This window comes from Trichodesmium erythraeum IMS101 (assembly GCF_000014265.1).
Lineage (GTDB): Bacteria > Cyanobacteriota > Cyanobacteriia > Cyanobacteriales > Microcoleaceae > Trichodesmium > Trichodesmium erythraeum.
Window position 1 is genome coordinate 771,878 of sequence record NC_008312.1, and the last position, 16,307, is coordinate 788,184.

Below are 16,307 nucleotides of genomic sequence, written 5' to 3' on the forward strand. Positions count from 1 at the left end.
TCATATAACCCTTAACAGACTTGCTGTTAATAGGTTTTTACTCTGGAAACTTTTTATTTTTGAGTAAGCTCTTGGTAGCTGAATATTTTTTGAAATTAATACTTGGGTTTCAGTCTTGCTTCCAGAGTCATAGAAATCCTCAGGGGAGTTAGGAAATTGCCAAATTATCGAAATTTACTCACAATAAGAATCCTACCTCTGATGTCTGAGTTACTGATACCCAACTTCTCACTTCAGCCATACTCCACACTCTCAACTCTTAATAATCTTGTCCAAAAGCCAAACTTTATGCTTATTCTTCCGCTGTAACTGCCGAAGAACGACGACGACGGCGACGAATTGGCCCAGAATCATCAGAGTCATTACTATCAGAATTCAAATCAACATCTGAATCACTCAAATCTAAATCATAGTTACCATTTTCCTCACGAACATCAAAATCATCATCTTGAGCAGAAGAAACAGATAAATCAAAATTATCTAATTCCTGATCATCATCATTTTCCTCATAGTCTGCAACTGATTCAACTTCAACCTCTTCCTTATCTACCCTTGTTCTGCTCAAATGATTCTCTCCTTCCCCTGGTTGTTTAATAGAGATAATGACTGATTTAGGATTTTTTACCATTCCCTCCTCTACAAGTGTTAATGGAGAAATACCCATCAAAGCATATACATCTTGTTCATCAAAAGTCATTTCTACCGTTACTATTTCTGGAGCTTCAGTAATGGGTCTAATTATCTCTCTTCCTGAACGTCTCGTATTACTTGTCAGAGAATATCCCTCCGAAAGGATAGGATACTCCATTCCCGATCCTAATTCTCTTTCATGCAATTCCAAACTCTCATCCTGCATTGTTTCACCAACCCCTACTCGACGACGACGACGACGACGAGTTTCCTGGTAACTAGGATGGTTCAACAATTCCAAATCAGAAGCATTATTAGCATTCTCCCCTTCTTGATATCCTTGTCTAGTCTCCCAAGAATAGTTTTGAGCCACACCCACCAAAGTTGGAGGAGTAACAGCTACAGGTTTAGTTAATTCCTCAGCATCTACATTTCGATTAACCACAGACAAATTAACATCCCCAATAGATACTTCAGATTCACCAGGTAAATGAACTAAATGTCCTAATCCATTACAACTAGGACAATTACGACCAAATAGCTCATATATATTTTGACCTTGGCGTTTGCGAGTCAATTCGACTAAACCCAATTCTGACAACTGAGCTATCTGAGGCCTAGCTTTATCAGCTCTGAGAACTTGATTAAAATGTTCCAGAACTTGCAGTTGGTCTCGTCGTGAGTCCATGTCGATAAAATCAACAATAATAACTCCTGCAATGTTACGTAGGCGTAGTTGACGGGCTATTTCCGTAGCCGCTTCACAATTTGTCCAAAGTACAGTTTCCCGAGCTGTAGCAGACCGTGTAAAAGAACCAGAGTTGACATCTATAACAGTTAGTGCTTCAGTTGGTTGGATAATAACATAACCACCAGAAGGTAAATCTACTCTTGGTCTGAGAGCTTCTCTAATCGCAGCATTCACCCGGAAGTATTCTAGAATAGGGATGCGATCGCCATGATGGTCAATTAAAACTTGCAATGGTTTACCCCCACTCCAGTTGAGCAAATGTTGCTTGACTCGCTTCACTCCCTCACTATAGTCCACTACAATTCGATTAACATCAGTACTATACATATCCCGCAGTACCCGTTGAATAAAATCATTATCACGATTTAGTAGTGCAGGAGCTCTGTTAGAATTAGCTTCAATTTGGATTATTTCCCATTGTTGCTGCAAAACCTCTAAATCTTCCAGAATTGCCTCTTCTTCCATACCTTCTGCTTCAGTACGAACTAACAGGCCCATACCTGCTGGTTTGATTAAAATTGCCAACGCTCTAAGACGATTTCGTTCACTCTCAGAACTAATACGCCTTGATAGATTTACACCCCTTCCATAAGGCATCAAAACTAAATAACGACCTGGTAGGGTTATATTACCTGTTAAACGTGGTCCTTTTGTACCAGTGGGTTCTTTCATCACTTGCACTAAGACTTTTTGTTGGGGTGTAAGTAGTTCTGTAATTGCACCAGAGGATCGTTTCAATCGCAATGGGCCTAAATCACTGACATGAATAAATCCATTGCGCTCAGGATCTCCAATATTGACAAAAGCTGCATCTATTCCAGGTATTACGTTTTCTACGGTTCCGAGATAGATATCACTAACTTGATGGCTACCTTTAGCAACAACAAGTTCTTGTATTTGGTCTTCAGAAAATACGGCGGCAATTCTGTGCTGTTCAGCGATAATTATTTGCTTCGGCATTCAATTTCCTCCTGTGCAGACTTGCTTACCAAGTCTTTCCCTTTTATAAAAATGTGGCGTTTTGACATTCTCCCCGGCCTACAACTACGGAATTCCTAGCGAGCTGAAGCTCTTCGGCGAATTGACGTGCATGCTTACGCAAGTGCGCTAACAATATGGTCGGTGCTACCTTGGCGGTAGTCTGACCCTTCCTTCCACGTCTGTTTTTTGTCTCCATTTCTCTTTCCTTTCACGATCTAAAAAACGTTTTGCTGCGCGAAATGAAAAGCGAATATCCTCTACAAGAAACAACTCATCCGTAGGATGCCTGCCCAAGGAACAACTAATATATTTGTGACTGCATTTTTATCACGGTAATATTTACTACCGCAATTCAAATCTTCTCATTCTCGCTCCTGAAAGGTCTAACTTTCCACCTAAAAACCCACAATAATAGTGGGTTTGATATGCTGCTTCCCATCTATTAATTACCCTAAAATAACGACGGTATTTTTCCCTTTTTCTTTCTAGAAATGTTCGGAATTGTCCCTAACTTAGATCGCTAATTGCCTTGGATAATTGACTATGTTTTGGTGCGTTTTTCCTTGCAACTATTATTATTGCAAGGTTGCACCACTTCTTGAGCATTTCAGACACATTAGAAACTTCCAGTACAATTATTTGGTTGTAGTTAATAATACTGGTTAATAACTTATGCAGAAAGTCATATCTTGTATCTTTAAGTTGATTATGAAATTTAGTAACTTTCAATCTAGCTTTTTCGTACCGTTTGGAACCTAAGCATTTTTTAAATAATGACTTACTCTGTAATATATACTTCTTAATTAGTTTCTTCAAAGGTTTTGGTGCATCTATTTTTTTACTATTACTTAAAGTAGTAAAAGTTTTGATGCCTAAATCTATATCTACTGAATTATCAGTTTGAGGTAATAATTCTCGATTAATTTCTACCAAGCTATAATACCTTATGGAATCATGGAAAAAAGATTTTTGTAAATAAGCCATTTAATTGTAGTAGCTGATCACTCTTGTCAAGTATCTATAAAATAAATCTTAAAGAATGCTCAAAGCTTACATTTTATAAGATATAGAGAATTACATCAACTCACCATTGAGTTTCACTATAAATGTACGCCTTTTATTTTTGCCCTTTCTTTTTGCGCTTTTGATACTCACCCCATACCATAATTTAATGTTTTACTTATAGATACCCTCTTAATAGGTTTCCATTAACATTAAATTTTATTACCTCAAAAACAACTTTTGCCTATGAGTATATACCAATTCAAACTCTAGCTTACTGACTTCTTTCAGCATATAAATTATATTTTGTGGTCTTAGTAAAGTTCCATCATTCTGATAGCTTCCTACATAACGAATAATGGCATCAGTTTCATAATACGAATTAGACTCATAAGACCAAGGTATGCAAAAATTTAAGGTTGTTGGATACTCTAAAAACTCCAATTCAAATAAACGATCACGTAAGTTAATAACTTTGACCTTACCCGACTTTGTTTTTTGTTCCCAAAGAATTAATTCCCTATTTTTAATTGCCTCTACCCACCCTTGCCAATTTAGGTTAGAACAGTCATTTTCCTCAACTTCTCTTATAGTATTGCAGTCTTGTATCAAATCTTTTGTAGAATCATTAGTTTTACTGACCCTCAAAATATACTCTGCTTTCTCCAATGTCTGAGATAAAGAAGGACTCTTAACTTCTACCTCTTCTACCTTATATATAGGTATACCAACTGGCAATTGACTCTCTAGCTTCTTCTGAAATCCTAACACATCTATTGTTTCTGTCAACTCAAAATCCACTACTTCTCCTGTACTAGTTACTCCTAGAGATAAAGCACTAGCTAGAACAATTCGTGGACTTGGATGATATCCTCCGCTAAAGGCAATAGGTATATTACTCCGACGAACAATACGAGCAAATAACCTCGCTAAATCTAGATGACTTACTAAGGCCATTTCTCCTAATTTCCCAAACCAAACTCGTAGACGTTGTACCCGATTTTGATTAGGGACAAACTGACCTACAAACTTGGGAATTGGTGGTGGTGGAATAACAATATTATGACCTAGATCTGGACCACAAACACCACAATGAGAACAAGTCCCAAAGGAGCAATCAGGAACAGTTACTTCTGCCAAAGCTTTGTGCAAATCTTCTTTGAGCCAATTTTTATCAATTCCAGTATCTATATGATCCCAAGGTAGGGGTTGGTTAAGTCGGGAATTGACTTGGTCTTCATTCCATATATTAAAATTTTCTTCTGTATTTGAAAATACATTCCACTCACCCTTTTCTACTTGACGGTACTTCCAACTCAAGTCTGATTCTGCAATAGCATCACTCCATGCAGCAAAAGCTCTATCCAAACTTTCCCACCAAGAGTCCATGCCAGCGCCTCGTTCCCAAGCACGCAGAATTACAGATGCTAAACGGCGATCGCCTCTACCCAGAAAATCCTCCATTGCTGAGAGACGGACATCGGTAAAATTGGCTTTTACACCTTTCATCCTCCGAAATTCTGCCTTTAGCAATTCTTGCTTACGTTCAAACTCAGTCACAGAAACCGAATGCCATTGAAAAGGAGTATGAGGCTTCGGGGTAAAATTAGAAATTGTTAAAGTAACCTGTAGCTTTCTCCGACCTTTAGCTCGGCATTCTTGCTGCAACCAATTAACTGTTTCGGCGATACCTAACACATCAGCATCAGTTTCTCCAGGCAAACCAATCATAAAATAGAGCTTAACTTTATCCCAACCTTGGTCATAAGCAGTTTTTACTCCCCGTAAAAGTTCCTCATTTGTCAATCCCTTATTTACAATGTCCCGCATTCGTTGGGTACCTGCTTCTGGAGCAAATGTCAAACTACTTTGGTGACCACCACCAATAATATTGGCAATATTTTTATCAAATCTATCTACTCGCTGACTTGGTAGAGATAAAGAAATATTTTCATCCTGGAAACGGTTTCTAATTTCAGTTCCCACTGCTGGTAAAGCCAAATAATCAGAACAACTCAAGGAAAGTAAAGAGAACTCATTATGTCCAGTTGCAGTTATACCTTTTTCAATAGTATCCACTACTTGTTCTGGTTCCACATCTCGTGCTGGTCTAGTTAACATACCTGGTTGACAAAAGCGACAACCTCTAGTGCAACCACGTCGAACTTCTATTACCAGTCGATCATGGACTGTTTCTACATAAGGAACCAAACCTATAGAATAAGCCGGCATAGGAGTTGCAACTCGACGCAGTATCGTTCTTGGCACATCATGACGAGTTGGGAAGACTGAGCCATCTTCAGCCATGCTATAAAATTGTGGCACATAAACACCGGGAATTTGGGCTAAGTCCAAAAGTAATTCTTCTCTGGTTAATCTACCCTTCTTACCCTCGTCAACTATTAGTCCAATTTCTGGAAGTAACTCTTCTCCATCTCCTAAAGCAATAAAGTCAAAAAAGTCTGCATAAGGTTCAGGGTTAGAAGTTGCTGTTTGGCCACCTGCAAAAATTAAAGGAAATTTGTCTTCATCTCTATTCCCTAGTTTAAGCCGTTCTTGCCAAGTTAATGGGATACCAGCCAAACTTAGCATCTCTAGAATATTTGTCGCTCCTAATTCATAGCTAAGATTAAAGCCTAGAATATCGAAATGAATCAATGATTGCCTTGATTCTACAGCAAATAGTGGAGTTTCTGTGGCCCGCAATTTTTCTGCTAAATCTGGAGCTGGTAAATATGCGCGATCACATAGTTGTCGTGGCTGAGAATTCAAGATATTGTAAAGAATTATATGTCCTAAATTAGAAGCTCCTACTTCATAAACTTCTGGGTAACTCAATACCCAGCGCACTTGAGAACTGTCCCAAGGCTTATGAAAAGCACCAAACTCATTACCAAGGTAACGAGCTGGTTTGTGGATATGGGGTGTAAGTAAACTCTCTAATGCTACTGCCACTATTAGTATTTAAGGTATATTTTTAAGTTATACATATTATCAAGATAGCACCAAAACTTATGGTGTTAAACTAGAATTCATAGACCTTCCTCATTTTGGCCTTAGGGTCTTAATGACGAATATCACTTTCTCGTATAGTATTGAATCACCTATAAGGTTAAATATGTACCAGAGAATTTAACTATATAGAGTTTTTATTTAGATTAGCCATGGAACCAAACTGTGTGATTCGGAAACTTGTATCTAAAGCTCTCTATTTTCGGCGATTAACCCCTGAAATCGAAAATCAAATCAACTCTGAGTTGACACGACTTGGCTATATTTCCGATGTAGACTATGAGGCATTAGAATTATTAATGGAAGAGATGGATGCAGGACGAATTCATCTCGTCCCTACTATGTAAGTAATTGGAATTTTTTTTATTTTTACATTTCTTCTCCTTAGCAAAACATTTTAACAGCAAAAATAATCTTTTGCATGGATATCAGTTATTAGAAAATAAATCTTTAGTAAAACTATCAAGTTAACAGTAAAATTCAACAAAGCATGAACTGAAATAGATATAATTTCCTGCGTATTTTTTTGTATATATTTTAATAATTCTTAATTCAGTAGATGGTAAAACCGAAACACAGGAATGACTAAATAAATAGTTATGATACTAAATAGTTTACCTTTTAATTAACCCCTCTAATCTGTTTTCAGCATAAATGATTTCTACCTTTTGCCTTATTCTCCTTATCAGTAAATAAATAGTTTGCTAATTTAAGTAGTATATTCTTTTTACTGATTCTCTTAATATTTTAAGACCATTAAATTCTTTACTTGATGTAAACTTTAGTTGGGTATGGTACATGGTAATCTTATTATAAACATTCAAATGCTCACATCTGCTTACATCTCATACTTAAAAATTATGTGTATTAATTTTAGATTGTTTTTGTATTAATCGGAAAAAAAACTATAGGGTGTTTAACAGTTGTATAAAAAAAGTATGACATTTCCCATACTGTTGAAGTACAAAATTAATTTTTTTTAGTTAGGAAGCTTCACATAAGGTACCTTAAAGAGTAGTAAACAAGGAAAACAAGATATAGAAAAGAAGAAAAAAACTGTACCTCAGTAACTTGAGAAAACTGATGTAGAATTGCCTAATCAAAATGTTTGGAAAAATTGTTGTTATACTTAAATATATTTTTTGAAACCTAAATCTAGAAAACAAAAATTGACTAGCTATAACTGAACAATATTTTAATTTTTATTTAAGAAAACTACCTCAGCAACTTTCAAAATAAACTGTACTATGTCCACATTAATTAATTGCAGGAGCTAATAAAAAATAATCATGGAGTTTGCCAAAAAACTAGAAAAAATATCGCCTTATCCCTTAACCGAAATTAACCGTAAAAAAAATGAATTAATCGACAGAGGAGTTGACATTATCAATTTTGGTGCAGGAGATCCAGACCAACCGACACCAAATCATATTGTTCAAGCAATGCATGAAGCAATTAAAGATTCAACAAATCACCATTATCCTCCTATAAAAGGTCTAAAAGAATATAGACAAGCCGCAGCAGATTGGATGAAGCGTAGGTTTGGCATTGAAGATTTGAACTCAGAAACAGAGGTAATTTCCTCTATAGGTTCTAAAGAGTCAATTCACAATCTTTTTCTGGCTTTTGTAAATCCAGGGGATTATGCTATAATACCAGACCCTGGTTATCCAGTTTATCGGACATCAACAATTTTTACATTAGGTCAACCTTACTCGATGCAACTTAGGGCTGAAAATGGATTTTTACCAATTTTAAGTAATATTCCTCAAGAAGTAGCTGAAAAAGCTAAATTATTGTGGATTAATTATCCTAATAATCCTACAGGTGCTACAGCTAGCTTAGAGTTTTTTGAAGAATTAGTAGGTTTTTGTAAACATTATGACATATTGTTATGCCACGACAATGCTTATTCTGAAATAGCTTATGATAATTATAAACCTCCTAGTATATTACAAGTTCCTAACGCTAAAGATATAGCAATTGAATTTCATAGCTTATCCAAAACCTATAATATGTCAGGATGGCGCATTGGTTTTGTAGCAGGAAATAGTCTAGGAATAAAAGGATTAAGTCAAGTAAAATCCAACATAGATTCTGGAGTATTTCAAGCCATTCAAAAAGCTGCAACCGAAGCTTTTGTTTCTACAACCGAAAAACACTTACAAAGTCTAGTGGCAGTTTATCAAAAACGACGAGATATTCTCATCAAAGGTTTGCAATCTTTAGGTTATCCCATTAAAGCAAACTTAGCCAGTTTATATGCATGGGTTCCAGTTCCTAAAAATTATACATCTCAAGAATTTGCTACTCTTTTACTAGAAAAATGTGGCATTATCGTAGTGCCTGGAAACGCTTATGGTACATCAGGAGAAGGATTTATTCGTATTGCGTTAACAGTAGAAGACAAAAGAATTTCTCAAGCATTACAAAGAATTAAAGATTCAGGTCTTAATTACATATAAATATTTAGACAAAAAAACTATCCTTTTAAATTGAATTACTATATTTAAGTTTTATTTAATTATTCTCTATTTTTTTTCAACTATTTTATTATCTATACTAATCTTATTCTTATATTTTTCATCCATCTTGCAAATTTTTGAGATGGGGGTTTGGAGGAGTGGCACCAATGAGCAATATTTCAGAGCTTATTTGTAGTTTTTGGACTTGTAAAACCCCTTGATGGAATTCTATATTTTTGTCATCTTCCCCGGTTTTTAGGCAGGGGGAGAAAGTTGATTTGTATATCTGATGAGAGCTGACCTCTCATCACCGGCATAACCAGCTCCTCTTAGGGGAGATTTTAGCCGGCATCCAAGTCTATTTAAAGTCTCCAAATACCCGAGCGCGACTGACCAAAAAATATTGTGGGTTTTTATTTGTACCTTGCTGGAAAGAAGCTGTTCCGAAACCTGAAAGCTTCCTAAGTTCTCCTCAAGGTCGTGGGGAGAGTTTTGAGGCACCTCTTCTTTTCTACAGTATTTATAATAAATAGAAGAGGGGTAAATAATCAATCTTATTTAAACATGGATTGTCGTCAGATTGGTGGGCGAGGCTTTAAACTCAATTGTTCGGTAATCAAAAAAATAATGCTCTCAATACTAGACTGTTTCATTTTAAATGAAAGTATGTATGTTAAGTCGGTATTTACAAAAAAAAGCTTAATTATATTAATTTTTATAAATCAACTTCAAGTTTTTCAATTAAATATGTTCTCAAACTTTTTATAAAAAGGCTAGCGTAAATGCTAAGATATGCGCCATTAGTTTTTGTTTAGATGTTAATTCTGAAAAAAATGAATGATGAAAAAACTGTGATTGGTTCTAACTATTCTGGTATTTCTTATCTATTGGATAATAATCATAATCAATTTACTGTACCTGTAAATTTACTAATTCCATATTCAGCAGGTCTACAAGCTTTAGATGGAAATGATACAATAATAGGCTCATTAAGCCCTGAATTGATTAATGGTAATCAAGGTAACGATAATATTTTTGGTGGAAGTGGTTCTGATACTTTACGAGGTGGTAGAGGTAATGATTTTATTGAAGCTGACCAAGGTAACGATCAAGTTTTTGGAGATTTAGGTAAGGATACAGTTTATGGAGAAATCGGAAATGATCAAATTTATGGAGGGAAAGGAGAGGATATTTTATTCGGAGGCAATGGTAATGATACAATTTATGGGGATTTAGGAAAAGATACATTAATTGGAGAAGCAGGCAATGATATATTTGTTTTGCGAGATTCACCAAATAATAACAATTTAGATACTGCAGATATTATTTATGATTTTAATCCTAATTTTGACAGTATTCAAATGCCAGCAAACTTAACAGAAAGTGACATTCTATTAAGAGAAGATTTTTATTATGGAGGTACATTAATTCAAGTTCAGGCAAATGGTTCCATATTAGCAATAGTTAAAGACATATCTAATACAAACGTTAAAAGTGAGTTAATTTTTGGAGATACCGCAAATACTAATGAACTTTTACAAACGAATAGTTCTGTAAGACCAACCTTTAATAATATTTTTGGATATGGTTTAGTCGATGCCTCAGCAGCAGTAGCCAGTGCTATTGGTAGTACTTCCTTTCCAGAAGTTCCTGATTTAGGAGGAAATCAGTGGGGACTAGACTTGGTTAAAGCACCCGAAGTTTGGAATCAAGGCTTTCTGGGAGATGGTATTGTAGTAGCCGTTATTGATAGTGGTGTAGACTATACCCATCCAGAATTAACAGGCCAAATTTGGAAGAATAGCCGTGAAATTCCTAACAATAATATTGATGATGATGCTAATGGCTATGTGGATGATTTTCAGGGTTGGGATTTTATCAATGATGATAATGACTCAAGAGATGAAAAAGGTCATGGAACTCATATTGCAGGCACTATAGCTGCCAAGAGAGATGGGATAGGGACAACTGGTATAGCTCCAAATGTCCAAATTATGCCTCTCAGGATACTTAATGATCAAGGAACAGGTAAAGTTAGCGATGGTATAGAGGCTATTCGTTATGCTGTTGATAATGGAGCAGATGTGATTAACTTTAGCTCTGGTGATAGAAATTTAGTTAGTGGGGAAATTGAAGCTATTCGTTATGCTGCTGAACGAGGTGTTGTATTTGTTTCTGCTGCAGGTAATGGTAGTTTAAGTAGTCCTGATTATCCAGCAAAGTTAGCTGATAAACAGGGAATTGCGGTTGGGTCAGTAGAGAAAAATGGGAAATTTTCTTCTTTTTCCAATGAAGCTGGAAACCAACCTTTAGATTATGTCGTTGCTCCAGGGGGGGATGGTTTTCCTGAAGATGCAGGAGATATCTATGCCCCTGTACCTCTTTCTATAAAAGGTAATTTATATAGTTTCTTGACAGGTACTTCAATGGCTACACCTTATGTTACAGGTATAGTAGCTTTAATTAAACAAGCTAATCCAAGTTTGTCTGTTGAGGCCATTGAAAATATAATTACTTATACTACTAACTCAGCAGATGTGATTGTCTAATTTAGACTACTGAAGAAAATATGAATGGGAAAGGGACTGGGAATATCCTGGACAGATTTTTATAAAATCCCTGTATACTGGGCGCAAAAATACTTAAGTCAGAGGTCAAAAATTGTCCTGGTCCAAAATTAGTTTTATTTTTCATAACCAAAGTTGCCCTCTATTTCTCTATAGGCTTTATGATCATGACTGTGTGTGGTGTGAAGTGAAGGAGTAAGATGACTGCCGATAGCCAATTCATCTCTGGTAAAGTAATTAGAGGATTTACAGGGCGAGCTTTTCAGCCTTTCCTCCCCAGAGATAAACACAAAAGTCAAATTCATCAAGTCCTAGAAATAGGATTTTCCAAACGATTATTCGATATCCTGTTTTCTCTATCTGTTCTCATATTGTTTTCCCCTGTTTACGTCCTGATAGCTTTGCTAATTGCATTCAGTTCACCAGGTTCAATCTTTTATGTTCAAGAAAGAGTAGGTAAAAATAGAAAGCTATTCCGTTGTTTAAAATTTAGAACCATGGTGCAAAATGCAGATGAAGTGTTAGGAGAAATTATGGAAACTTGTCCTGATCTACGTCAAGAATTTCAAGATAGTTTTAAATTAAAACATGACCCTAGAATTACATGGATCGGTAGATTTCTAAGAATTACAAGTTTAGATGAATTTCCTCAATTTTGGAACGTTTTGAAAGGTGACATGAGTGTAGTAGGCCCGAGACCATTAGTCCTTGAAGAACTAGCAAAATATGGTCATCACATGGATAAAATTCTTACCATTAAACCAGGAATAACTGGTTTGTGGCAAGTTTCTGGTCGCAATGATATTCCTTATCCTAAGAGAGTTCAAATAGATCTTTACTATGTAAATTTCCGAAATTTTTGGATAGATATATGGATCATGTTTAAAACTATTGGTATTGTTATTTTTCCAAAAAACAACGGTGCTTACTAATCCTGAATCATTAGGACTAAGAGATTTCAAATTATCTTAAACTATTGTAGGGTTAGAGGTTGGTGATATTTTTACAAATATTGAACCTCTAACCCAAATTTATAACTTGAAATAATAGACGTTTTATTTAGGAAGATAAATATTTTGAAAGAATACAAGTTGATAAATTAGTAGAGAGTCAAACTTTGCTATGGGGTAAAAAATAAAAAAATTTATCAAAAATTAGCCTCATAACCAGTAACAAATGTGATAAACTCGCGGGTACAGATAATTGCTTCAATATGATTAAAGGATAAATTTCACTAAAAGCTAACTGCTAAAAAACGAGTTGTTGTCTGTATAGATATTGATATAAATACTCTAGTAACTTGTAGTGATGGAAGAAAAGTATGCTAATGTTAAGCACATTGTCCGACTCGTTCAATTTGAAAAACGATTTGTATTGTTAGCTTGAGTTTCAAGGGATTTTAAGCTTGCTCTAGAATATAAGTTGCAGGCTACCCTTAGAGTTTTTCTATAAAACAGGAAGTTAAAGTCCTGAACTTAAAGTAGACCCTGGGTAAGTTTGGGAAAGTTCAGTAGAATGGCTTGTATTATAGTAAAAAGAAATCTTAAATGTTACAGAAATTGGTGTATCTAAGGCCGAGAGTATGTAACTACGTTGCGTTATGAATATTAACTATAATGAGTGAAAGGAAACGAGCGCTAATTACTGGTATTACAGGTCAAGACGGTTCATATTTAGCTGAACTTTTACTTGAGAAAAACTATGAAGTTCATGGTATCATTAGACGTAGTTCTAGCTTTAATACAGATAGGATAGAGCATATATATCAAGATTCTCATTATCCAGATGCTAGATTATTTCTCCATTATGGAGACTTAACTGATGGGACTACTCTACGTCGAATTATTGAAGCAGTTAAGCCATTAGAAATATACAACTTAGGTGCCCAGTCCCATGTTAGGGTGAGCTTTGATTCTCCAGAGTATACGGTAGATTCAGTGGGAATGGGCACTCTACGTTTACTCGAAGCAATACGAGACTATCAACAACGTACTGGGATTGAAGTTCGTTTTTATCAAGCTGGATCTTCGGAAATGTTTGGTAAAGTTCAAGAAATACCTCAGAAAGAAACTACACCTTTTTACCCCCGTAGTCCCTATTCTTGTGCTAAAGTTTATGCCTACTGGCAAACAATAAATTATCGAGAGTCGTACAATCTATTTGCTTGTAATGGTATATTATTCAACCATGAAAGTCCTCGTCGAGGTGAGACTTTTGTAACTCGTAAAATTACTCGTGCTGTAGCTAGAATTTTAGCAGATAAACAAAAAAAACTTTATCTTGGTAATCTTGATGCTAAAAGAGATTGGGGATATGCAAAGGATTATGTTCGAGCTATGTGGATGATGCTACAGCAGGAAGCACCAGATGATTATGTGATTGCTACTAATGAAACTCATTCTATTAAAGAATTTCTAGAAATAGCATTTACTTATGTAAATCTAGAGTGGCAAGATTATGTGGAGTTTGACCCTCGTTATCTACGTCCTACTGAGGTTGATTTGTTAATTGGTGATTGTACAAAAGCACGAGAAAAGTTACATTGGAAACCATCAGTTACATTTACGGAGTTGGTACATTTGATGGTTGATTCTGATATTAAGGTTTTGGAAAAAGCTGTTATTAATAGTAATGGTTTTGATTAAAAATTTAGGACTAAGTTATTAAGAGGGTTAAATTATTGAGGTAATCCTTAATTTTTTTGAGGTGATAGTGCTTTTAGTTGACTTTTAGCACTATCAAAATTAACTAAATTTATGATTAAAAAGTAGCTAAAAAGAGAAAAAATTATCCCATGTATCTAAATAATATCTAAATGAGTCAAAGTAGATACTAATTCAATAAAAATATTTTTAGCAATAGAATAAGTATGAAGTGTAACGTTGGGATCAATATAGGATAATATTTAGTTACAATCCTAGCTAGATAATAGTTTATAAATTATTAGTCAAGTTTGGGATGTAAATTTTTTTTCTATACCACTACATATTTAGGGATCGGAAATTAGTAAATTATTTTGATGTTTTCCGTTTTTACTGACACAAAAACCTGGGCAATATAAATGGGCAGAATACTACAGGAAAAGATTTGGGTACCGAAAATTGCTTCAGAGATTAGTTGAGATTTGTGAATATATTACTGTTGAATTCCCGTAGTTCTATATACAGCGGTTTCCTTTGCCGGTGAGGTATTCTAATTGAGAGTAAAATATTGCACTACAATATTTTCATTATTTACCCTGTACGTTATTTTGTCTCTCAGATGCTATGTCATCGACAGAAAGTCAAAGTTTCTGCGAAACTCATTAGCTGAAACAAAATATTGAGTAGCTATTAAATCCCAGTCATAAGAAATAAGAAAGATTATCAAAAACTTTGCTATGCTTGGATTTGTATTTCTCAGTACTATTTATTTACTATTATTTATGTTTAATTAACCTCTATGATTTATTTAGTTATTTTTACTGCCTTACAAAGATAGCACTAGCCCATAAAAAATAATATGTTAGGCTTTTGTATTTTTAAAACTTAATACTAATGAAAAAAAAGAATGTGACAAATGAACTGTTGTAAATCACTTCTGAGAAAGCCTTAGACTTTGGAGGAATTATTCAAATTGGTATGACAGAATTACTGTGGCGAATGTGGCAATGATTTTCATCTACAATACTTGAAGGCTTATGATTGGCATAAATCTCGGAGGCTTTTGATGATTAAATTAGAGTTAGAAAACAAAAGAATTTTAGTAACCGGTGGAGCTGGTTTTCTTGGACGCCAAGTTGTAGATAGACTTCATAAAGCAGGAGCTAATCCTGATAATATTACTATACTGCGATCGCGTGATTATGACCTTCGGACTCTAGGAGCTTGCCAAAAAGCTGTTCAAGAACAGGATATTATAATTCACCTTGCTGCTCATGTAGGAGGTATTGGTCTAAATAAGGAAAAACCTGCTGAATTATTTTACGATAACTTGATGATGGGAGCACAATTAATTGACTGTGCCCATAAAGCAAATGTAGAAAAGTTTGTATGTGTAGGTTCAATATGTGCTTATCCTAAATTTACTCCTGTTCCTTTCAAAGAAGAAGACCTTTGGAATGGTTATCCAGAAGAAACTAATGCTCCTTATGGTATTGCGAAGAAAGCTCTTTTAGTTCAACTGGAAGCTTATCGTCAACAGTATGGTTTTAATGGTGTTTATCTTTTACCTGTTAACTTGTACGGACCTGAAGATAATTTTGATCCTAAAAGTTCTCATGTAATTCCTGCTTTAATTCGGAAAGTACATGAAGCTCAAGTAGGAGGAAAGAAAGAATTATCTGTTTGGGGTGACGGTAGTCCGAGTCGTGAATTTTTATATTCTACAGATGCGGCCAGAGGAATTGTTATGGCAACTCAATTTTATAATGAATCTGATCCTATTAATTTAGGAACTAATCATGAAGTAAAGATTCGTAATTTAGTAGAGTTAATTTGTGAGTTAATGGATTTTCAGGGAGAGTTAGTTTGGGAAATTGATAAGCCAAATGGTCAACCTAGGCGATGTTTAGATACAAAAAAAGCCAAGGAAAAATTTGGTTTTGTTGCTGAGGTAGATTTGAAGCAAGGGTTGAAGAATACAATTGAATGGTATCGCCAAAATGCTGATTAAGTTGAAAGGTATAGACTTTATTGTAATCAATTGATATAGTAAAAAGTTGGAGGTAATTTACTTTCCAGCTTTTTTCTATATAAAAGCTTTTATAGTTAAAAATTACTACTAGATAAAATTATAAACAAATCCTTTGTTGAGAAACAGCTTCGGTACTTTAATTATTGTATTAACCTCCACAAGCATTTATAGGTTATACCAAATCTGCAAAGTGTGAGTGATATTTTTTAAAGTTATAGCTATTGC

Annotated in this window: 10 protein-coding genes; 6 read left to right on the forward strand and 4 right to left on the reverse strand. The window is 34.9% G+C overall.

Annotated features, from left to right (window positions below):
* Window positions 1–292: 292 nt before the first annotated feature.
* The 4 genes from TERY_RS02280 to TERY_RS02290 form a co-directional block, all read right to left on the reverse strand.
* Window positions 293–2,341 carry an Rne/Rng family ribonuclease gene (locus tag TERY_RS02280; protein WP_011610334.1) on the reverse strand — a complete coding sequence of 683 codons (2,049 nt, stop codon included), beginning with the start codon at window positions 2,339–2,341 and terminating at the stop codon, window positions 293–295.
* A 165-nt stretch (window positions 2,342–2,506) separates the two neighbouring features.
* On the reverse strand, window positions 2,507–2,656 hold the full coding sequence (locus TERY_RS34380; protein WP_196797203.1) for a hypothetical protein: 150 nt from the start codon (window positions 2,654–2,656) through the stop codon (window positions 2,507–2,509).
* Window positions 2,657–2,869: 213 nt separating this feature from the next.
* Window positions 2,870–3,346, reverse strand: coding sequence for a transposase (locus TERY_RS02285; RefSeq protein ID WP_011610335.1), 477 nt, complete (start codon window positions 3,344–3,346; stop codon window positions 2,870–2,872).
* A gap of 240 nt (window positions 3,347–3,586) precedes the next feature.
* On the reverse strand, window positions 3,587–6,319 hold the full coding sequence (locus TERY_RS02290; protein WP_011610336.1) for a TIGR03960 family B12-binding radical SAM protein: 2,733 nt from the start codon (window positions 6,317–6,319) through the stop codon (window positions 3,587–3,589).
* Between the two features lie 209 nt (window positions 6,320–6,528).
* Between TERY_RS02290 and TERY_RS02295 the strand changes: the two genes are divergently transcribed.
* The 6 genes from TERY_RS02295 (at window position 6,529) to TERY_RS02325 (ending at window position 16,061) form a co-directional block, all read left to right on the forward strand.
* A complete protein-coding gene (locus tag TERY_RS02295; RefSeq protein ID WP_011610337.1) occupies window positions 6,529–6,723 on the forward strand; it encodes a hypothetical protein in 195 nt (64 codons plus the stop codon).
* Window positions 6,724–7,665: 942 nt separating this feature from the next.
* Complete coding sequence (locus TERY_RS02300; RefSeq protein WP_011610338.1) at window positions 7,666–8,841, forward strand: LL-diaminopimelate aminotransferase; 1,176 nt, start codon at window positions 7,666–7,668, stop codon at window positions 8,839–8,841.
* A gap of 833 nt (window positions 8,842–9,674) precedes the next feature.
* Window positions 9,675–11,390 (forward strand): S8 family serine peptidase, encoded by a 1,716-nt coding sequence (locus tag TERY_RS02310; protein WP_052845740.1) that lies wholly within the window; start codon window positions 9,675–9,677, stop codon window positions 11,388–11,390.
* Window positions 11,391–11,608: 218 nt separating this feature from the next.
* Window positions 11,609–12,340, forward strand: a complete 732-nt coding sequence (locus tag TERY_RS02315) for a sugar transferase (RefSeq protein WP_011610340.1) — start codon at window positions 11,609–11,611, stop codon at window positions 12,338–12,340.
* A gap of 684 nt (window positions 12,341–13,024) precedes the next feature.
* On the forward strand, window positions 13,025–14,053 hold the full coding sequence (gene gmd, locus TERY_RS02320) for a GDP-mannose 4,6-dehydratase (RefSeq protein ID WP_011610341.1): 1,029 nt from the start codon (window positions 13,025–13,027) through the stop codon (window positions 14,051–14,053).
* A gap of 1,063 nt (window positions 14,054–15,116) precedes the next feature.
* Window positions 15,117–16,061 (forward strand): NAD-dependent epimerase/dehydratase family protein, encoded by a 945-nt coding sequence (locus tag TERY_RS02325; RefSeq protein WP_011610342.1) that lies wholly within the window; start codon window positions 15,117–15,119, stop codon window positions 16,059–16,061.
* Window positions 16,062–16,307: the final 246 nt, after the last annotated feature.